Origin of the sequence: Streptomyces sp. NPDC097617, assembly GCF_044761485.1 — a bacterium.
Taxonomy (GTDB): Bacteria; Actinomycetota; Actinomycetes; order Streptomycetales; family Streptomycetaceae; genus Streptomyces.
The window spans coordinates 143634-161870 of sequence record NZ_JBIWCL010000008.1 but is presented as its reverse complement, the minus strand read 5'-3'; the positions used below and the strand labels follow the sequence as shown (position 1 = coordinate 161870).

At 72.0% G+C, this 18237-nt stretch carries 20 protein-coding genes; 11 read left to right on the top strand and 9 right to left on the bottom strand.

Features of this window, described 5'->3' with window-relative positions:
• Positions 1 to 170: 170 nt before the first annotated feature.
• From ACIQZO_RS16355 to ACIQZO_RS16345, 3 genes are all read left to right on the top strand, one after another.
• Entirely contained in the window at positions 171 to 854 is a 684-nt protein-coding gene (locus ACIQZO_RS16355) for a TetR/AcrR family transcriptional regulator (protein WP_403626189.1), read from the top strand.
• Between the two features lie 128 nt (positions 855 to 982).
• Positions 983 to 1210, top strand: a complete 228-nt coding sequence (locus tag ACIQZO_RS16350) for a DUF3107 domain-containing protein (RefSeq protein WP_403626186.1) — start codon at positions 983 to 985, stop codon at positions 1208 to 1210.
• A gap of 112 nt (positions 1211 to 1322) precedes the next feature.
• Positions 1323 to 1622, top strand: a complete 300-nt coding sequence (locus tag ACIQZO_RS16345; protein ID WP_403626396.1) for a hypothetical protein — start codon at positions 1323 to 1325, stop codon at positions 1620 to 1622.
• Positions 1623 to 1754: 132 nt separating this feature from the next.
• Here the strand turns inward: ACIQZO_RS16345 and ACIQZO_RS16340 are convergent, their stop codons facing one another.
• On the bottom strand, positions 1755 to 2513 hold the full coding sequence (locus tag ACIQZO_RS16340) for a ferritin-like fold-containing protein (RefSeq protein ID WP_403626183.1): 759 nt from the start codon (positions 2511 to 2513) through the stop codon (positions 1755 to 1757).
• A 472-nt stretch (positions 2514 to 2985) separates the two neighbouring features.
• On the opposite strand from ACIQZO_RS16340, the gene ACIQZO_RS16335 reads away from it, so the two are divergent.
• The 3 genes from ACIQZO_RS16335 (at position 2986) to ACIQZO_RS16325 (ending at position 6146) form a co-directional block, all read left to right on the top strand.
• Positions 2986 to 4932, top strand: coding sequence for a DEAD/DEAH box helicase (locus tag ACIQZO_RS16335; protein ID WP_403626180.1), 1947 nt, complete (start codon positions 2986 to 2988; stop codon positions 4930 to 4932).
• Positions 4933 to 5038: 106 nt separating this feature from the next.
• Positions 5039 to 5896 (top strand): alpha/beta fold hydrolase, encoded by an 858-nt coding sequence (locus ACIQZO_RS16330; protein ID WP_403626177.1) that lies wholly within the window; start codon positions 5039 to 5041, stop codon positions 5894 to 5896.
• A 97-nt stretch (positions 5897 to 5993) separates the two neighbouring features.
• On the top strand, positions 5994 to 6146 hold the full coding sequence (locus tag ACIQZO_RS16325; protein WP_167745535.1) for a hypothetical protein: 153 nt from the start codon (positions 5994 to 5996) through the stop codon (positions 6144 to 6146).
• 114 nt (positions 6147 to 6260) lie between these two features.
• On the opposite strand, the gene ACIQZO_RS16320 is transcribed toward ACIQZO_RS16325, so the two are convergent.
• From ACIQZO_RS16320 to ACIQZO_RS16305, 4 genes are all read right to left on the bottom strand, one after another.
• Positions 6261 to 6866 (bottom strand): MarC family protein, encoded by a 606-nt coding sequence (locus ACIQZO_RS16320; protein ID WP_403626174.1) that lies wholly within the window; start codon positions 6864 to 6866, stop codon positions 6261 to 6263.
• A gap of 75 nt (positions 6867 to 6941) precedes the next feature.
• The gene (locus ACIQZO_RS16315) at positions 6942 to 7805 is read right to left on the bottom strand and encodes a PHP domain-containing protein (protein ID WP_403626171.1); all 864 of its coding nucleotides are present in this window, start codon (positions 7803 to 7805) and stop codon (positions 6942 to 6944) included.
• 62 nt (positions 7806 to 7867) lie between these two features.
• Positions 7868 to 8512: a DUF6758 family protein gene (locus tag ACIQZO_RS16310; protein ID WP_403626169.1), complete on the bottom strand. Its 645-nt coding sequence runs from the start codon at positions 8510 to 8512 to the stop codon at positions 7868 to 7870.
• Positions 8513 to 8572: 60 nt separating this feature from the next.
• Positions 8573 to 9157, bottom strand: a complete 585-nt coding sequence (locus tag ACIQZO_RS16305) for a suppressor of fused domain protein (RefSeq protein ID WP_403626166.1) — start codon at positions 9155 to 9157, stop codon at positions 8573 to 8575.
• A gap of 390 nt (positions 9158 to 9547) precedes the next feature.
• Between ACIQZO_RS16305 and ACIQZO_RS16300 the strand changes: the two genes are divergently transcribed.
• On the top strand, positions 9548 to 10663 hold the full coding sequence (locus ACIQZO_RS16300) for a magnesium and cobalt transport protein CorA (RefSeq protein WP_403626163.1): 1116 nt from the start codon (positions 9548 to 9550) through the stop codon (positions 10661 to 10663).
• Between the two features lie 63 nt (positions 10664 to 10726).
• Positions 10727 to 11239, top strand: a complete 513-nt coding sequence (locus ACIQZO_RS16295) for a hypothetical protein (protein WP_403626161.1) — start codon at positions 10727 to 10729, stop codon at positions 11237 to 11239.
• 4 nt (positions 11240 to 11243) lie between these two features.
• Here the strand turns inward: ACIQZO_RS16295 and ACIQZO_RS16290 are convergent, their stop codons facing one another.
• The gene (locus ACIQZO_RS16290) at positions 11244 to 12035 is read right to left on the bottom strand and encodes a hypothetical protein (protein WP_403626158.1); all 792 of its coding nucleotides are present in this window, start codon (positions 12033 to 12035) and stop codon (positions 11244 to 11246) included.
• Positions 12036 to 12223: 188 nt separating this feature from the next.
• Between ACIQZO_RS16290 and ACIQZO_RS16285 the strand changes: the two genes are divergently transcribed.
• The 3 genes from ACIQZO_RS16285 to ACIQZO_RS16275 all read left to right on the top strand — a co-directional run bounded on the left by ACIQZO_RS16285 (position 12224) and on the right by ACIQZO_RS16275 (position 15381).
• Entirely contained in the window at positions 12224 to 13495 is a 1272-nt protein-coding gene (locus ACIQZO_RS16285) for a magnesium transporter MgtE N-terminal domain-containing protein (protein ID WP_403626155.1), read from the top strand.
• A gap of 106 nt (positions 13496 to 13601) precedes the next feature.
• Positions 13602 to 14177, top strand: coding sequence for a DUF1003 domain-containing protein (locus ACIQZO_RS16280; RefSeq protein ID WP_403626393.1), 576 nt, complete (start codon positions 13602 to 13604; stop codon positions 14175 to 14177).
• Between the two features lie 88 nt (positions 14178 to 14265).
• Entirely contained in the window at positions 14266 to 15381 is a 1116-nt protein-coding gene (locus ACIQZO_RS16275) for an Mrp/NBP35 family ATP-binding protein (RefSeq protein WP_403626391.1), read from the top strand.
• Between the two features lie 76 nt (positions 15382 to 15457).
• Here the strand turns inward: ACIQZO_RS16275 and ACIQZO_RS16270 are convergent, their stop codons facing one another.
• The 3 genes from ACIQZO_RS16270 to ACIQZO_RS16260 all read right to left on the bottom strand — a co-directional run bounded on the left by ACIQZO_RS16270 (position 15458) and on the right by ACIQZO_RS16260 (position 18218).
• Positions 15458 to 16186, bottom strand: coding sequence for a hypothetical protein (locus tag ACIQZO_RS16270; RefSeq protein ID WP_403626153.1), 729 nt, complete (start codon positions 16184 to 16186; stop codon positions 15458 to 15460).
• Positions 16187 to 16324: 138 nt separating this feature from the next.
• Positions 16325 to 16756, bottom strand: coding sequence for a sec-independent translocase (locus tag ACIQZO_RS16265; protein ID WP_403626150.1), 432 nt, complete (start codon positions 16754 to 16756; stop codon positions 16325 to 16327).
• 118 nt (positions 16757 to 16874) lie between these two features.
• Positions 16875 to 18218: a S1C family serine protease gene (locus ACIQZO_RS16260; RefSeq protein ID WP_403626148.1), complete on the bottom strand. Its 1344-nt coding sequence runs from the start codon at positions 18216 to 18218 to the stop codon at positions 16875 to 16877.
• Positions 18219 to 18237: the final 19 nt, after the last annotated feature.

Below are 18237 nucleotides of genomic sequence, written 5' to 3'. Positions count from 1 at the left end.
GCACCCGACCGAACCGGTCATCAAACCGCTGATCAAACCGCTGACCAGCGCCTCCGGGCCGTCCGTACCGCGAGAAAACTCGGCTTGAACCCTCCAGATTCGGTTACCGAAAAGTACGATGGCCGCGCGGCGCAGAGCGCACTGTGTTCTTAGAGAAAGTGGGAGGCGGCGTGACAGCCATCGAGCAGACCGAAGCAGCGCGTCCGCGGGGCACGCGACTGCCGCGCCGAGCCCGGCGCAACCAGCTGCTGGGCGCGGCCCAGGAGGTCTTCGTCGCGCAGGGGTACCACGCGGCGGCGATGGACGACATCGCCGAGCGGGCCGGCGTGAGCAAGCCGGTGCTGTACCAGCACTTCCCCGGCAAGCTCGACCTGTACCTGGCGCTGCTGGACCAGCACTGCGAGGCCCTGCTGCTCGCCGTACGCACCGCCCTCGCGTCGACGACGGACAACAAGCTGCGCGTGGCGGCCACCATGGACGCCTACTTCGCTTACGTGGAGGAGGAGGGCGGCGCCTTCCGGCTGGTCTTCGAGTCCGACCTGACGAACGAGCCGGCGGTGCGCGAGCGCGTCGACCGGGTCTCCCTCCAGTGCGCCGAGGCGATCTCCGACGTCATCGCCGAGGACACCGGTCTCTCCCAGGACGAGTCGATGCTGCTGGCCGTGGGCCTGGGCGGGGTCTCGCAGGTCGTGGCCCGCTACTGGCTCTCCAGCGAGAGCCCGGTCGCCCGCGGGACGGCGGTCGGCCTGCTGACCTCGCTGGCCTGGCGCGGTATCGCCGGCTTCCCGCTGCACGGTGCCGAGTCCGCGGAGACCGCGGAGACCGCGGAGACCGCGGAGACCACCGAGTCCTGACGGCCGCTACGGCCCGTGTTCGCTGCGAGCGTGTCCGCTCTGCGCGGTCCGCGTCCCCTCACCGGGCTAATGTGGACCGCGTACGGCGCGGCTGATCGCGCGAACCGGATCGTCGGAGGGACAAAGCCGTGGAGGTCAAGATCGGCGTGCAGCACGCACCCCGGGAGATCGTGCTGGAGAGCGACCTGAGCGCCGAGGAGCTGGAGAGCGTCGTCACCGCCGCACTGTCCGGCACCGCGCCGCTGCTGAGCCTCACCGACAACAAGGGCCGCAAGGTCCTGGTGCCGTCCGACCGCCTGTCGTATGTCGACCTGGGCGAGCCGAGCGTGCGCAAGGTCGGTTTCGGCGCGCTCTGAGAACTGTTGGAAACGGCCCGGTGGTTGAGCCCACCGGGCCGTTTCTGTTTCTTCCGCTTCGGGTAGGACCGCAGTGACCCGGTTTGCCCTGACGTATGGGAGAGACCTGATGCTGCTGTTGGAAGTGCTCGGCTCCGCTCTATTGGGCCTCGCCCTGTCCGCGACGGCCGCCCGAGTGCTCGCGAGCCGGCTGCCTTCCCTCAGAGTGGTGCTGCTCAGCGGAGTACTGGGCGCGCTGTTCGGGGCGTATCTCACACACTTCGCGCTGGGTCCCGGGCACAACACCCTGACCGCGACCCTCATCGGCGCAGTGCTGGTGTCGGCCGTGGTCCTGTCGCTGTTGCTCCGTCCGGCCGCAAGGCCCCGCAGGCGGTCCCACAGGACTCCGTTTTCGCTCCCGTCGCGGGGCTGACCCCTGAGTCCCGGCTCCTGAGCCCCGGCCCTTGAGCCCCGAACCCAGACCGCCGCACCACGTACGTCGGCCCCGGCGCGCACACAGCGCGCCGGGGCCGACGTACGTACGGGTGGTGACGAAGCGGTACGGTCAGGCGGCGAGGCCGAGGGCCGCCATCCGCTTGGTGTGCGCCTTGGTGATCCGGGTGAACATCTCGCCGACGGCCGCGAGGTCGAAGCCCGCCGCCATTCCGTCGACGCCGCCGACCAGCATGGTCGAGAGCGCGTCACGCTCGGCGACCACCCGCTGGGCCTGCGAGAGGGCCTCGCCCATCAGGCGGCGGGCCCACAGCGCGAGCCGGCCGCCGCAGCGCGGGTCCGCCTCGATCGCGGCGCGCACCTTCTCGACGGCGAAGTTGCCGTGGCCGGTGTCGTCGAGCACGCCGAGCACGAGCGCGCGGGTGTCGGTGTCCAGGTGGGAGGCGACCTCGCGGTAGAAGTCACTGGCGATGGAGTCGCCGACGTAGGCCTTGACCAGGCCCTCCAGCCAGTCCGACGGCGCGGTCTGGCGGTGGAAGTCGTCGACGCCCTTCGCGAAGGGCTCCATGGCGGCGGTGGGCTCGACGTCGATCGCCGCGAGCCGTTCGCGCAGCCGCGCGAAGTGGTGGAACTCGGCGGAGGCCATCGCGGCGAGCTCGGCCTTGTCGTCCAGGGTGGGCGCGAGCTTCGCGTCCTCCGCCAGGCGCTCGAAGGCCGCGAGCTCTCCGTAGGCGAGCGCGCCGAGCAGGTCCACGACGGCGGCCCGGTACTGCGGCGAGGCAGAGGCGGCGGCCCAGTCCTGGGAGGCGATACCCACGGCTTCGGCGGGGGCGCTGTCGTCGGCGGACGAGGCGTTTTCTACGGTCGACATGCTCCGCACAATAGCCCGCCGAATAGCCCTCCGAGTCACCACGCCGGTACCTTGCCTGTCCAGCGAAACGCGCCTACGCGGTGAATTCACCCGACACAGCTGCGCGATTCCGGGGTACAGTGGTAATGCGCCTGCCGAATACTCGGCGGGCCATCCCGAATGAGGATGCCCGGTCGGTGGCCCGATCGGCTCCAACCGACCGCCCTCGGTGCGGTGCGTGCGTTCATGCGTACCGCCTCCCACGAGGGGCCCCCTCAGCGGCAGATGCGCTTGAGCGAAGGCTAGTGGTCCCGCGCAGCTTCGTACGTAGCAGTACTGCAAGCACGGCACGGTACGACCCCCCTCGCCGCCTCGCGCCGCGTCTCACAGAAGAGGCAGCACCCTGACTACGTTCCGAGACCTCGGGATCTTTCCCGAGACGGCCGAAGCCCTTGAGGCCGTCGGCATTGTGTCCCCCTTCCCGATCCAGGAGATGACCCTCCCCGTCGCCCTTTCCGGCTCGGACGTCATCGGCCAGGCCAAGACCGGTACCGGCAAGACGCTCGGTTTCGGCCTTCCCCTGCTGGAGCGGGTCGTCGTCCCTGCCGACGTCGAGGTCGGCCGCGCCACCCCCGCGCAGCTGACCGACGCCCCGCAGGCCCTCGTGGTGGTTCCGACCCGCGAGCTGTGCACCCAGGTCACCAACGACCTCCTCACCGCGGGCAAGGTCCGCAACGTGCGCGTCCTCGCCATATACGGCGGCCGCGCGTACGAGCCCCAGGTCGAGGCGCTCAAGAAGGGCGTCGACGTGATCGTCGGCACCCCGGGCCGCCTGCTCGACCTGGCCGGGCAGAAGAAGCTCGACCTCTCGCACGTCAAGGCGCTCGTCCTGGACGAGGCCGACGAGATGCTCGACCTGGGCTTCCTGCCCGACGTCGAGAAGATCATGGCCTACCTGCCCGCGAAGCGTCAGACGATGCTGTTCTCGGCGACCATGCCGGGCGCGGTCATCGGCCTGGCCCGCCGCTACATGACGCAGCCGACGCACATCCGCGCCGTCTCCGAGGACGGTGAGGGCGCGACCGTCGCCAACACCACGCAGCACGTCTTCCGTGCGCACAACATGGACAAGCCGGAGCTCGTCTCCCGCATCCTGCAGGCCGAGGGTCGCGGCCTGGCCATGATCTTCTGCCGTACCAAGCGCACGGCGGCCGATATCGCCGAGCAGCTGGAGAAGCGCGGCTTCGCCTCGGGCGCCGTCCACGGCGACCTGGGCCAGGGTGCGCGCGAGCAGGCCCTGCGCGCGTTCCGCAACGGCAAGGTCGACGTGCTGGTGTGCACCGACGTCGCCGCGCGCGGTATCGATGTCGAGGGTGTGACCCACGTCATCAACTACCAGACCCCCGAGGACGAGAAGACCTTCCTGCACCGTGTGGGCCGCACCGGCCGCGCGGGCAACAAGGGCATCGCCGTCACCCTGGTCGACTGGGACGACATCCCGCGCTGGCAGCTGATCAACAAGGCGCTGGAGCTGGACTTCCACGACCCGGTCGAGACGTACTCCACGTCGCCGCACCTGTTCGAGCAGCTGAACATCCCGGCCGGCACCAAGGGCATCCTGCCGCGCGCCGAGCGCACGCGGGCCGGCCTGAAGGCCGAGGACCTCGAGGACCTGGGCGAGACCGGCGGCCGCGGTGGCCGTGGCGGCCGCTCCGGTCCTGCGGCCGCCGCCGTGGTGACCGAGGAGCGTCCGGCCCGTACCCGTACGCCGCGCCAGCGCCGCCGTACGCGGGGCGGATCGGAGCTCGCCGAGGGCGCCGAGGCCACCGCCGCGGTGACCCCGGTCCAGGCTCCGGAGGCCCCCGCGGCCCCGGCCGCCGACGAGGCGCGCCGTCCGCGCCGCCGCCGTACCCGTACGGCTGCCGTGCCGGTCCAGGCCGCCGCGGCCGCGCCGGTCGCCGAGGCCGTGGCCCCCGTGGCCGTGGCCGCCGAGGAGGCTCCGGCCAGGCCGAAGCGCGTCCGTACCCGCAAGATCGTCGAGACCGCGTCGGAGCCCGACTTCCAGATGGCTCCGCTGGTCGAGCCCGTGAGGGCCCGGCGCACGCCCACCCGCACGCCCACCCGCAAGGCCGCCCCGGCGGTCGCGTCCGTCGCGGTGACCCCGGTCGCCGAGGTCGCCGTCGAGGAAGCTCCGGTCAAGCCGAAGCGGACCCGTACCCGCAAGGTCGCGGAGGCGGCTCCGGTCGTCGCCGAGGCCGTCGCGGTCGCGGTCGCGGAGGAGGCTCCGGTCAAGCCGAAGCGGACCCGCACCCGCAAGGTCGCCGCTGCCGCCCCGGAGGCCGCCGCGGTCACCGAGGCCGTCGCCGTGGCCGAGGAGGCTCCGGTCAAGCCGAAGCGCACCCGCGCCCGCAAGGTCGCGGCCGCCGCGCCCGAGGCGTAGGCCCCACGCAGTACCGCACCGATGGCCCCGATCCCCTTCCGAGGGGGCCGGGGCCATCGGTCTGCCCGGGCCGCGCCGGTCCCGTACGGGCCGGTAACCTCGGGCCATGAGCAAGCCGCCGCGCCTGACCCTGCCCGCCGCCGCCCGTGCGTACCTCCTCACCACCGACCGCGGCTCCTTCGCCGTGCACGAAGCCGGTGAGCCCGTACGCGGCACCGCCCTGCTGGTCCCCGGCTTCACGGGCAGCAAGGAGGACTTCATCGGTCTCCTGGAGCCGCTGGCCGCCGCCGGGTACCGGGTCGTCGCCGTGGACGGCCGCGGCCAGTACGAGAGCCCGGGCCCGCGCGAGGAGGCCCCGTACACCCTGGAGGAGCTGGCGCGGGACGTCCTCGCACAGGTCCGCGCGCTGGGCGGGGACCGGGTGCACCTGGTCGGCCACTCGCTCGGCGGGCTGATCTCGCGCGCCGCCGTGCTGCGCGACCCCTCGCACTTCGCCTCGCTGACCCTGATGAGCAGCGGGCCGGCCGCGATCTCCGAGGAGCAGCAGGCCCGGACGAAGCTGCTGGTGGCCGCGCTGGAGGCGATGGGCGACGACATGCCCGGGATCTGGGCGGCGATGCGGGCCCACGATCCGAAGGACGCGGCCGCCGACTCCCCGGAGCTCGCGCACTTCCTGCGCGAGCGGTGGCTGGCGACCGTCCCCGAGCAGCTGATCGCCACCGGACGGACGCTGATCTGCGAGCCCGACCGGGTCGAGGAGCTCGGCCGGGTCGACCTTCCCAAGCTGGTGCTGTCCGGTGCGGTGGACCAGGCCTGGCCGGTGCCGCTGCTGGACGAGACGGCCCGGCGCCTGGGTGCGCGACGGGTGATCGTGCCGGGGACGGACCACTCCCCGAACGCCGAGGACCCGGCCACGACGGCCCGCGCGCTGGCCTCGTTCTGGGACTCCTGCACCGGCGTGTAGTTAGCCAGTCAAAAAATTTCCTTAGCGTAGGGAATGATTGCGGCTTACACTTCGTTGACCCAGTGCAAGGAGAAACACTGACGAAGGGAGAAGCCCCATGCGCTTCGAGATTCTGCGCCTGGACGACGTCGACGGGTCCGCCGTGGACAGCACAGTCGTCGACGCGGCCTCCGTCAACCGGATCGTGCAGCAGGCCGCAGCCGTCGGCCAGCGCATTCTGATCCGACCGGCCGAGAGTGCGTCCTGCTGACGCATCGCCCGCACGAAAACGTTCGCGCCCCCGCACCGATCCCGGTGCGGGGGCGTTCGCATGAGCGGGCGCGGGCGCGCAGGCGCGCGGCGCGGGCGCCGGGCTCCGCGGGCGTCAGGCGCCGCGGACGACCTGGAGCACGCCGTTGATGATCTGCTGAACCGCGATCGCCGAGAGCATCATGCCGGCGAGCCGGGTGACGAGCACGACGCCACCGTCCTTGATGACCCGGATGATCACGAGCGAGTAGCGCATGGTGATCCACAGCACGATGTGCATGGCCGCGATCGCGGCCCAGACGGAGACCTGCCCGGCGGCGCCGTCCGCCTTCTGCACGGCCAGGATGACGGACACGATCGCACCGGGTCCGGCCAGCAGCGGCATGCCCAGCGGGACCAGGGCGACATTGACGTCCTTGGTCTGCTTCGGCTCGTCGGTCTTGCCGGTGAGCAGGTCGAGCGCGATGAGCAGGAGCAGCAGACCACCGGCGATCATCAGCGCCGGGACGGAGACGTGCAGGTAGTCGAGGATCTGCTGGCCGCAGATACCGAACACCGCGATGACTCCGAAGGCCACGCAGACGGCCTGCCAGGCCATGCGGCGCTGCACCTTGACGGGGCGGCCGGAGGTGAGGGCGAGGAAGATCGGCGTGATGCCCGGGGGGTCCATAATCACGAAAAGCGTGAGAAAAAGGGATCCGAAGACGGCGAAATCAAACACAGTGATGCCTTGCAGGAGAGAGGGGTGTCGCGAAGAAGAGTGTGGGACGGGTGGAGCGGGGCCGGATCCGGCCGATCAGCGCTCGCGTCCGCCGGCGCCCGGAACCGGGAAGGCCCCTGTCGCGCGGCGCGTGATCTCGCCGTAGATCTCGGGGTCGGTCGTGAACTCCCCGAGACGGCAGGTCTTGCGGCTCCCGTGGTAGTCGCTGGAGCCGGTGGTCAGCAGGCCGAGGTCCGCCGCCAGGCCGCGCAGCCGCGCGCGGGTGTCCGCGTCGTGGTCCATGTGGTCCACCTCGATGCCGTCCAGGCCCGCGGTGGCCAGCGCGGCCAGCGCCGACTCGGGCACGCAGCGGCCCCGCTTGACGGCGGCGGGGTGCGCGAGGACGGTGACGCCGCCGGCCGCCTTGACCAGGCGCACGGCCTCGAAGGGGTCGAGCTCGTGCTTCTCCGCGTACGCGCGGCCGCCGTCGGCGAGCCATTCGGGCGTGAAGGCGTCCGAGACGGTGGCCACGACGCCCAGTTCGACGAGGGCGGTGGCGATGTGCGGCCGCCCGACGGAGCCGTCACCGGCGATCCGCGCCACCTGCTCCCAGGTGACGCCGACGCCGAGGTCCTGGAGCTTGCCGACCATGGTCCGGGCGCGCGGGGTGCGGTCGTCGCGGACGAGCTCCCGCTCCCGGGCGAGCTCGGGCTCCTCGGGGTCGAAGAGGTACGCGAGCATGTGCACGCCGACCCCGTCGAGACGGCAGGAGAGTTCGGCCCCGGTCACGAGGGTCAGTCCGGCGGGCAGGGCCGCGAGGGCCTCGGCGTGTCCGCGCACGGTGTCGTGGTCGGTCAGCGCCACCACGTCCAGCCCGGCCGCCGCGGCGCCCAGCACCAGCTCGGCGGGGGTGTCCGTACCGTCGGAGGCCGTGGAGTGGGCGTGCAGGTCGATGCGCACAGCCTGGCTCCATGGTTCGTACGTACGGGGGACACTCCAGGATAGCCGGGCGAACGGGTCCCTCAGGCAGGGCCCAGGATGCGCGGGCTCAGGGCCCCGCACGGAAGGAGCTCGACCTCGGCGCCCGCGTCCCGCAGGTCGGTGAGGACGAGCTCGTCGTACATCAGGAGGCCGGACTGCTCCGGCCAGACGATCGCCCACAGCCACAGGCCGCGCGCCTCGCCGGCGAAGACGGCCCGGTCGTCGGGGCCGCCGTTCACGTGCCACAGCGGTGTCGGCCGGCCGGCGGCGACCACCTTGGTGTGCGGCGGCGCCGCTACGTTGATGGACGAGCCGGGGTCGAGGCCGTCGATGCCCGCGTACCGGGCGCCCAGGCCGACGCCCAGTTCCTCCGCGATCAGCAGCAGCTCGCCGATGCCACCCAGCGGTCCGGGGCCGGAGCAGGCCACCGCCGTCGCCCGGCCGCCGCTGCGGTCGTCACCCGCGGACGCGACCCCCGTGAACAGCCACCCGACCGGCAGCGGCCACGGCATCCACACGGGCACCTTGGCCCGGTGCGCCACCACGCTCAGTCCTTCGACGCTCGGCGGGATGACGGGTTGCAGGGGGTGGACAGCGCCGTGCACCGCGCACTGCCAGGAGTCGGAGAAGAGTCCGGGCGCCCTGACCCGGCCGCCGCACTTCGGGCAACTTGGTTCACCCCTCATAAGATGCCACGCTCCTCCCCGCCCGGCCCCCAGTCAAGGCGCGCTCACCCGTCCGGGCTGTCAGTCCAGCGCGACAGCGGTACGCAAAGGGTCCCTCAGGTCGGTCCCGCGCGCGAGCCAGCGCTCCTGGAGGGCCGCCGCCCCGTGCACCCGTTTCCAGGCCGCCTCGTTCGCCGTCATCGGCAGCAGGGGCAGGAAGTGCACCGGGTCCATGGGCTCGTCGAGCGCCAGGTCCTCGACCAGACCGCCCGGTTCCGCCACGAGGACGGAGCTGAAGGGCGCCTCGTCCCAGAGCGGCCCGCCCACGTCCAGCGAAGCCCCGGGGGCCACGATCAGCCCCTCGACCTGCGGGGACGCGGCCAGCACCGCGAGCGGTCGCAGGAGTTTGTCGGTGGCCGCCAGCCCGGCCCGTACGGTCAGCACCAGCTCGGCGCGCGGGCCCCGTACGGGGTCGGCGACCGCGGCGGTCGGATCGGTCATCGGATGCGCGGACATCCCCAGGGTCGCGTACCGCACGAGGTCGCCCTCGGCGAAACGGAGTACCTCGATGCGGTCGGTGCCCAGGAAGGTGACGGCGGCGCGGGCGTCCGGTTCACCGAACACCGTCCGCAGCCGGGCCTCCACAAGAGCCAGAATTTCTGCCATGAAGCGAGCATAGAACTCGTATCAGCCGGGTAAAGGGCGGGTCTTGACCATCCGTCGGCTGATAGTGTTGACAGCTGTTCGGGGCCGCACGCAGAAGCGGTGTTTCAGCGCCCCGGCTACAGGACGTCCCTCACGGGGGACCGGCCGGAGGAGGTGGGGCTGCGGTGGACCGAAGTCGATCGTGCAGTACCAATCGCTCTTCCACTTCTGTGACGGGCGCCTCCCGCCCCCTTTGATCTGCTCGATCCGTCCGATCCGGCGATCAGTAGAAGAGCGACGGCAGAACGTTGTCCTCCCGTCCTGTTCCCTCCCCCTGCCTGGGCCTGCCCGCCCGCGGTGGAGGGTCTCCCACCCGTACGGTCCGCAGCCGTACGCGAGAAGGAGCCTGCCATGTCGATGCTGCCCTACCTGCGTGCGGCCGTTCGTCCGTCCCTGCGCAGGGCCACTCCCGTACAGCCCGGATACGACACCACCCGCGACCCGTCGGCGAGCAGCGCGGTGGTCGACTGCGCCGTGTACCGGGGCGGGCGGCGGGTGCTGGGGCCGGCGTGCCTGACGCCCCGTGAGGCGATCCGCCGGGTCCGCGAGGACGGCGGGTTCGCCTGGATCGGCCTGCACGAGCCGACCGAGGCCGAGTTCGCGGGGATCGCCGCCACCTTCGGACTGCACCCGCTGGCCGTCGAGGACGCGGTGCACGCGCACCAGCGGCCGAAGCTGGAACGCTACGACGACACACTCTTCACCGTCTTCAAGACGATCCACTACGTCGACCACGCCGAACTGACCGCCACCAGCGAGGTGGTGGAGACCGGCGAGGTGATGTGCTTCACCGGCCCCGACTTCGTCATCACCGTCCGGCACGGCGGTCAGGGCTCCCTCAAGGGGCTGCGCCACCGCCTCCAGGACGATCCTGACCTCCTCGCCAAGGGCCCCTCGGCGGTCCTGCACTCCCTCGCCGACCACGTCGTCGACGGCTACATCGCGGTCGCCGCGGCGGTGCAGGACGACATCGACGAGGTGGAGAGCGAGGTCTTCGCGGCCCCCGCCAAAGGCAGTGCGCGCGGCGGCGACGCGGGCCGCATCTACCAGCTCAAGCGCGAGGTACTGGAGTTCAAGCGGGCGGTCTCACCGCTGCTGCGGCCGATGGAGCTGCTGAGCGAGCGGCCGATGAGGCTGGTGGACCCGGACATCCAGAAGTACTTCCGGGACGTCGCCGACCACCTGGCGCGGGTCCACGAGCAGGTGGTGGGCTTCGACGAACTGCTGAACTCGATCCTCCAGGCCAACCTCGCGCAGGCGACGGTCGCCCAGAACGAGGACATGCGCAAGATCACCTCCTGGGCGGCGATCATCGCCGTGCCGACGATGATCTGCGGCGTGTACGGAATGAACTTCGAGCACATGCCGGAACTCCACTGGCGCTACGGCTATCCGATGGTGATGGCCGCGATCGCCGCCTCCTGCTTCACCATCCACCGCGCGCTGCGCCGCCACGGCTGGCTCTGACCGACCCCGGACCCGTCCCGGACGACCGCTCGCGGGCGCGCGGCGACCCCCTACCCTGTCGGCATGACTCTCAGCACGCTCGACCTGGCCCTCGTCGAGGAGGCCACGAAGAAGTCCGGCCTGATCTGGGTGCGCGGCGGCGGGGCCGACCGCGCCCTGTGGCACGCCTGGGTGGAGGGCGCGGCCCACGTGGTGGGCGACGGGCCCGGCGAGCAGCCGTTCCCGGGTCTTGCGGACGGTGCGAGCGCCGAGGTGACCGTGCGGAGCAAGGACAAGGGCGGCCGGCTGGTGGCCTGGACGGCGACGGTACGGGAGATCGCACCCCGCAGCGAGGAGTGGGCGGCGGCGGTCGCCGAGCTCAAGGGCAAGCGGCTGAACGCGCCCGACACCCAGGACATGACCGAGCGGTGGGCGCGGGAGTGCCGGCTGCTGCGGCTGGAGCCGGAGTCGGTCCGGGGCGGGCTGCCGGACGACTCGCTGGCCGCGGCCCCGCTGCCGTCCCCGGCGACGACCCGCCGGGCGATCCCGGCGGGCCTGCCGAAGCTGCTGCTGAAGCGGAAGAAGACCGCGCGCTAGCCGGTCAGGGCTTCGTCGGGTTCGCGCCCTGGCCGGAGCCCTTGGAGGGGGCCGGGGCCGATTCGCCGCCCTGGTCCTTGGTCGTCGGCAGCTGGGACCCGTAGTCGACGGTCTGGTCCTGCGCGGGCGCCTCCAGCGGGAACGTCTTGCCCCACTCGGCGAGTTCCACCCGGCCCGCGCCGCCCGCCCGCTCCATCATCAGCGGGTACGGGGTCCCCTCCAGCGAGACCGAGAGCTTGCCGCCCTTGCCCTCGTTCGCCGTGACCTGGACCGCGCGGGTGTGCCCGACCTTGCTGTAGGAGCCCTTGGCGAGCTTGCCCTCGAGACCGAGCAGCCCTTCGAGCAGCACGTCCATGTCGGTGAAGCCGCGGAACTGCTTGTAGGAGGGGTCGCCCTCGGGGACCTTCACGTACTTGTCGCCGAGCTTGCCGGCCGAGTCGGACTCGCCCCAGAACGCCGCGCTCGCCTTCAGGTACAGCTGCTCCCCCACGCGCAGCAGCTGGAAGGTGTCGTCCTTCGACTTCACTTCGCCGGAGCCGCCGTCCGCCTTCAGCCTCATGTCGAGGGTGAAGGACTTGCCGCCGCTGACGAGCGTGCCGGACAGGTGCACCGAGTCGGCCTCCGTCGCGGCCGCCTTCGCCTTCGCCTCGATCTTGTCGGCGGAGAGCTTCCCGACACCGTTCGTGCCCTCGTCGGGATCGTCCCCGCAGCCCGTACCGGTGACGGCGAGGCCTGCGCACAGCGCACCGATCAGGGCGGCCCGGCGCAGCCGCGCGGCGGGGAAGTAGGCGGTCACGGGTAGGGGCCTCTCGTCGGTCGTCTGCGAGCAGCAGGCAGCGTACCCGCCCGTAGGATCCGCCCCGCGACCGCGCCCCCGGTGTTCACCGGCCCCCGGCCGGACGGCCCCACCAGGACGCTTTCCTGCGGCACGGGCTAGCCTGAGGGGCGGCACGACTCTTGATCGACGCACTAGGAGGCGCTCGGATGGCTGCAGGCGCCCCGCGGATCTTCGTTTCGCATCTGTCGGGTGTGCCCGTCTTCGACCCCAACGGCGACCAGGTCGGCCGGGTCCGCGACCTCGTGGCGATGCTCCGGGTCGGCGGCCGTCCGCCGCGGCTGCTGGGCCTGGTGGTCGAGGTCGTCAGCCGGCGGCGGATCTTCCTGCCGATGACCCGGGTCACCGGTGTGGAGTCCGGGCAGGTCATCACCACCGGTGTCGTCAACATGCGGCGCTTCGAGCAGCGTCCGACCGAACGCCTGGTCCTGGGCGAGCTGCTGGACCGGCGGGTGACGCTGGTCGCGAGCGGCGAGGAGGTCACCGTCCTGGACGTGGCCATCCAGCAGCTGCCGGCCCGCCGGGACTGGGAGATCGACCGCATCTTCGTACGGAAGGGCAAGTCGGGGGCGCTGCGCCGACGCGGCGAGGCCCTGACGGTGGAGTGGTCGGCGGTGACCGGCTTCTCGCTGGAGGAGCACGGCCAGGGCGCCGAGAACCTGGTCGCCACCTTCGAGCAGATGCGCCCGGCCGACGTGGCGAACGTGCTGCACCACCTGACGCCGAAGCGGCGCGCCGAGGTGGCCAGTGCCCTCGACGACGACCGGCTCGCGGACGTCATGGAGGAGCTGCCCGAGGACGAGCAGGTGGAGATCCTCGGCAAGCTGAAGGAGGAGCGCGCCGCCGACGTCCTGGAGGCGATGGACCCCGACGACGCGGCCGACCTGCTGTCGGAGCTGCCGGAGGTCGACAAGGAGCGGCTGCTGACACTGATGCAGCCGGACGACGCGGCCGATGTGCGCCGCCTGCTGTCCTACGAGGAGAACACCGCCGGCGGTCTGATGACCACCGAGCCGATCGTGCTGCGCCCGGACGCCACCGTCGCGGACGCGCTGGCCCGCGTACGGCAGGCGGACCTGTCGCCCGCGCTGGCCGCGCAGGTGTACGTGTGCCGCCCGCCGGACGAGACGCCCACGGGCAAGTACCTGGGCACGGTGCACTTCCAGCGGCTGCTGCGCGACCCGCCGTTCACACTGGTCAGTTCGATCGTGGACACGGATCTGCCGCCGCTGCGGCCGAACGCCTCGCTGCCCATGGTGACCACGCACCTGGCCGCCTACAACATGGTGGCGGTGCCGGTGGTCGACGAGAGCGGCTCGCTGCTGGGCGCGGTGACCGTGGACGACGTGCTGGACCACCTGCTGCCGGACGACTGGCGGGAGACGGACTTCCATTCCGAGGAGGCCCTGGGTGGCCGCTGAGCGAGGGCGCTTCGACCGGGGGCGGGGCGAGCAGGCGCGCGAGCGGCGCCGCGAGCAGATCCGGGAGCGCCGCGAGCAGGCCCGGGCGCAGGCGCGCGAGCACGGGCTGGCGGCGGACGCGGCGGAACGTTCCGGCGAGCGCTCGGCGAGGTCCTCGGGCACCGGGTCGAGCGCGCTGACGCGCTCGCGGGTGCGCCTGGACCTGCCGCGCGCGCCGCGCCGGTCGCTGCTGCCCGAGTACGACCCGGAGGCCTTCGGGCGGCTGTCGGAGCGGGTGGCGCGGTTCCTGGGCACCGGCCGGTTCATCGTCTGGATGACCCTGGTCGTCGTCGTCTGGGTGCTGTGGAACGTCTTCGCGCCGGACAACCTGCGGTTCGACAAGTACCCCTTCATCTTCCTGACGCTGATGCTGTCGCTCCAGGCCTCCTACGCCGCTCCTCTGATCCTGCTCGCGCAGAACCGGCAGGACGACCGCGACCGGGTCACCCACGAGCAGGACCGCAAGCAGAACGAGCGGTCCATCGCCGACACGGAGTACCTGACCCGGGAAATCGCCGCTCTGCGGATGGGCCTGGGCGAGGTGGCCACGCGCGACTGGATCAGGTCGGAGTTCCAGGACCTGATCAAGGAGATGGACGAGCGGCGTCTATTCCCCGCCGAACGTGATGAAGGCGACCGCTGACAGGCTTACCTGCGGCCTGCTACCGAGCCGTACCATCGGGTACATGGCTACCGACACAAGCTCCGCCGCCGTGCCTGAGCAGGACGCGATCCTGGACGCGCTGGCGACGGTGAACGACCCCGAGATCCACCGGCCGATCACCGAGCTCGGCATGGTCAAATCGGTGGAGATCGGTGAGGGCGGCCAGGTCGCCGTCACGGTCTACCTCACGGTGTCGGGCTGTCCCATGCGCGAGACCATCACCAAGAACGTCACCGAGGCCGTCGAGAGGGTCGCGGGCGTCACCTCCGTCGCCGTCAGCCTCGACGTGATGAGCGACGAGCAGCGCAAGGACCTGGCGGCCACGCTGCGCGGCGGCACCGCCGAGCGCGAGGTGCCCTTCGCCAAGCCGGGCTCGCTGACCCGTGTGTACGCGGTCGCGTCCGGCAAGGGCGGCGTCGGCAAGTCCTCCGTCACGGTGAACCTGGCCGCGGCGATGGCGGCCGACGGACTGAAGGTCGGCGTGGTCGACGCGGACATCTACGGCCACAGCGTGCCGCGCATGCTGGGTGTGGAAGGCCGTCCCACCCAGGTCGAGAACATGATCATGCCGCCGTCGGCGCACGGCGTGAAGGTCATCTCCATCGGCATGTTCACCCCGGGCAACGCGCCGGTGGTGTGGCGCGGGCCCATGCTGCACCGCGCCCTCCAGCAGTTCCTGGCGGACGTGTACTGGGGCGACCTGGACGTGCTGCTGCTGGACCTCCCGCCGGGCACCGGTGACATCGCGATCTCCGTGGCCCAGCTCGTGCCGAACGCGGAGATCCTCGTGGTCACCACCCCGCAGCAGGCGGCGGCCGAGGTCGCCGAGCGGGCCGGCTCCATCGCCGTGCAGACCCACCAGAAGATCGTCGGGGTCGTCGAGAACATGTCGGGCCTGCCGTGCCCGCACTGCGACGAGATGGTCGACGTCTTCGGCTCCGGTGGCGGCCAGAGGGTCGCCGACGGCCTGACCAAGACGGTCGGCGCGAGCGTGCCGGTGCTGGGCTCGATCCCGATCGACGTGCGCCTGCGCGAGGGCGGCGACGAGGGCAAGCCCGTGGTCCTGTCCGACCCGGACTCCCCGGCCGGCGCGGCCCTGCGCGCGATCGCGGGCAAGCTGGGCGGCCGCGCGCGCGGCCTGTCGGGCATGTCGCTGGGCATCACCCCGCGCAACAAGTTCTGACCGCTCGGACCCCGCGCGCATGGGCGCCGCTCGCCGAGCGGCGCCCTTGCGCGTACCCGTCGCTACGCGCCGCGCGTCACTCGTACGAGCCGAGGTCCGCGATCGCGGCGAAGCCCAGGCCGTACGCGCTCATCCCGCGGCCGTACGCGCCCAGGTGGACGCCGCTGCCGGTCGACCCGGCCAGCACCCACCCGAACTCCGACTCGCGGTAGTGGAACGGCGTCGGCTCCCCGTCCACCGGCAGCGACAGCGTGGACCAGTCCTCACCGGCCAAGTCGTCCGCCAGCTCCCAGGCGGCCTCGGTCTGCTGGTCCAGCCAGTCGTCCCGCAGCGAGTGGTCCATCTGTCCCGGCCAGCTGTACGCCAGCAGGCCGGAGCCGGCCAGCCAGGCCGCCGAGGCCACCGAGGTGGCCTCCAGGACGCCGGTGCCGTCGCCGCTGCGACGCAGCGGGTTGCTCGCCACGGTGATGACCACCGCGAACCGTTCCTTCTCGCCGGTGGCGATCTCGCCCCGGGCGGAGGGCTCGTCGCCGTGGCCGGTGGAGCCGTGCTCCACGGTGCCGTCGGCGGTAACCGCCACCTGCATGAGCCAGCGGGGGCCCGTGAAGGCCCCGTCCAGCCCGTACCAGGGGAAGTCGGCAGCCAGGAACCCCTCGGCCGTCCGGCGGGCCGCCGGTACGGGCGCGGCGGCCTCCTGCGGCTGCGTATGGCTGTCGGGGCCGGTATCCGGCTCCTGGGCGGGTGCGGCGGCGGCGACGGCCTCCGCGGTCTGCGCCCCTACCCGGCTGCTGCTCGTCGTCTCCATCTGGCGGCCTCTCGTTCCGTGGGGTCCGGAACGGCCCTCCCCCTCGCTTCGCTGGGGGGACCCCCTCCCTCGGGCGTCCTGCGATCCGGACAGATGGAGGATAGCCATCCGACCGCGGATCGCCGGGCAGGCCGCGCGTCAGGTGGCGTCGGCGTCGAAGCGCGAGCGCTGGTCGGCGGCGGGTGCGGCGGGCTTCTTCAGCAGGTCCGGGCCGGTCACGGCGGGCGGGGCGGCGGCAGCCACGTCGGCGTCCGAGTTCTTCACGGCGTCGGAGACGTCGTTGAGCTCCTTGCGGAGATCGAAGCTGCTGCGGATCTCCTTGAGGTCCTCGTTCTCGGTCAGCTGCTTGCGGATGAAGGTCTTCGGATTGAGGTCCTCGAACTCGAAGTCCTTGAATTCCGGGCCGAGTTCGGAGCGGATGTCGTGCTTCGCACTGTCCGAGAACGCGCGGACCTTCCGGATGAAGCCCGTGACGTCCTGAATGACCTTGGGCAGCTTGTCCGGTCCGAAGACGAGGATGCCGAGCACCACGATCGTGACAAGTTCGAGTGCGCCTATGTCGTTGAACACCTTGCCGCTCCTCGGCTCTCTATCACTTCGGGCCCTGACACACGGTACCCGGCGTTGTCCGCGGGCCCATACCTGCGTACCGCCCCCGCCGCGGTTTCACCCGGCCGTCATCACCCGATCATGAACCGTTGGCCGATCCGAGGACCACTTTCAGTGTGCTTTCGCGGCCGTCGCGGAGCACCGTCAGGGTCAGCGGGTCGCCCGGGCGGTGGGCCCGGATCTTGATGATCAGCTCGTCACCGCCGCGCACCCGCTGGCCGTCGACCTTGGTGATCACGTCCCCGGCCCTGATCCCGGCGCGCGCGCCCGGTCCGCCGGCGACCACGGACGGCTTGCCGTCCTCGCCCTTGTCCCCGACCCGGGCTCCGTCGCCCGTGTAGTCCATGTCGAGGGTGACCCCGATGACGGGGTGCGTGGCGCGGCCGGTGCGGATGAGCTCCTCGGCGACGCGCTTGCCCTGGTTGATGGGGATGGCGAAGCCGAGGCCGATGGAGCCGCCCTGCCGGCTGGGGTCGTCCTTGTCGGCCCCGCGGATGGCGCTGTTGATGCCGACGACGTGGGCCTTGGAGTCGAGGAGCGGGCCGCCGGAGTTCCCCGGGTTGATGGGGGCGTCCGTCTGCAGGGCGTCGACGTAGCTGATGTCGCTGCCGTCGCCCTTGTCGCCGCCCGCGGTGACGGGCCGGCCGGTGGCGCTGATGATGCCGGCGGTGACGGTGTTGGAGAGGTCGAAGGGCGCGCCGATGGCCACCACCGGGTCGCCGACCTTGACGTTCTCGGAGTTGCCCAGGCTCAGGGGCTGGAGCCCGCGCACACCGCTGACCTTGACCACGGCCAGGTCGTAGCCGGAGTCGCGGCCGATCAGCTCGGCGGTGACGCTCTCGCCGGTGCTGAAGGTGACCGCTATCTCCTTGGAGTCGGCGACCACGTGGTTGTTGGTCAGGATGTGGCCCTGCGGGTCGAGCACGAAGCCGGTACCCGTACCGCTGCCCTTCTCGCCCCGCACGTGCAGGGTCACCACCCCGGGCAGCGCGGTGGCGGCGATCCCGGCCACGCTCTCGGGAGCCCGGCCCTTGTCGGCGGCGGCCGCCTGGGGCAGCTCCAGCCGGGTGCGGCTCTGCCGCTCGGCGAGCACCCCGAGGTAGCCGCCGATCCCGCCGGCCAGCAGGGCCGTTCCGAGGCTGAGGGCCACCACCTGCCAGAGCCGGATCCCGCGCGGCTCCCGGCCGCGGTCCACGACCTGCAGGGGCTGCAGGCTCCACGGGTCGTACCGCACCGGGCGGTCCGCAGTCCCCGCGTCGGGGGCGGGGGCCGCGTCCTGGAGCGGTATGCCGTCCCCGGCGCCCGCCCCGTCCGCCGCTTCGGGCCGCGGCGCGGGGATCCCTTCGCGGCGGCCGTCGTCGGACGTGCCCTCGGGCCGGCTCCACCACTGCGGAGCCGGGTCGGTCTGCTGCCTGTCGGCCATGGGCGCTCCCCGCGTACCT

Excerpts from the sequence above, each read along its gene's own strand:
- ACIQZO_RS16340 (WP_403626183.1), bottom strand. The coding sequence starts at position 2,513 with ATGTCGACCGTAGAAAACGCCTCGTCCGCCGACGACAGCGCCCCCGCC.
- ACIQZO_RS16335 (WP_403626180.1), top strand. The coding sequence starts at position 2,986 with ATGACCCTCCCCGTCGCCCTTTCCGGCTCGGACGTCATCGGCCAGGCC.
- ACIQZO_RS16330 (WP_403626177.1), top strand. The coding sequence starts at position 5,039 with ATGAGCAAGCCGCCGCGCCTGACCCTGCCCGCCGCCGCCCGTGCGTAC.
- ACIQZO_RS16325 (WP_167745535.1), top strand. The coding sequence starts at position 5,994 with ATGCGCTTCGAGATTCTGCGCCTGGACGACGTCGACGGGTCCGCCGTG.
- ACIQZO_RS16310 (WP_403626169.1), bottom strand. The coding sequence starts at position 8,512 with ATGAGGGGTGAACCAAGTTGCCCGAAGTGCGGCGGCCGGGTCAGGGCG.
- ACIQZO_RS16305 (WP_403626166.1), bottom strand. The coding sequence starts at position 9,157 with ATGGCAGAAATTCTGGCTCTTGTGGAGGCCCGGCTGCGGACGGTGTTC.
- ACIQZO_RS16300 (WP_403626163.1), top strand. The coding sequence starts at position 9,548 with ATGTCGATGCTGCCCTACCTGCGTGCGGCCGTTCGTCCGTCCCTGCGC.
- ACIQZO_RS16295 (WP_403626161.1), top strand. The coding sequence starts at position 10,727 with ATGACTCTCAGCACGCTCGACCTGGCCCTCGTCGAGGAGGCCACGAAG.
- ACIQZO_RS16285 (WP_403626155.1), top strand. The coding sequence starts at position 12,224 with ATGGCTGCAGGCGCCCCGCGGATCTTCGTTTCGCATCTGTCGGGTGTG.
- ACIQZO_RS16270 (WP_403626153.1), bottom strand. The coding sequence starts at position 16,186 with ATGGAGACGACGAGCAGCAGCCGGGTAGGGGCGCAGACCGCGGAGGCC.
- ACIQZO_RS16260 (WP_403626148.1), bottom strand. The coding sequence starts at position 18,218 with ATGGCCGACAGGCAGCAGACCGACCCGGCTCCGCAGTGGTGGAGCCGG.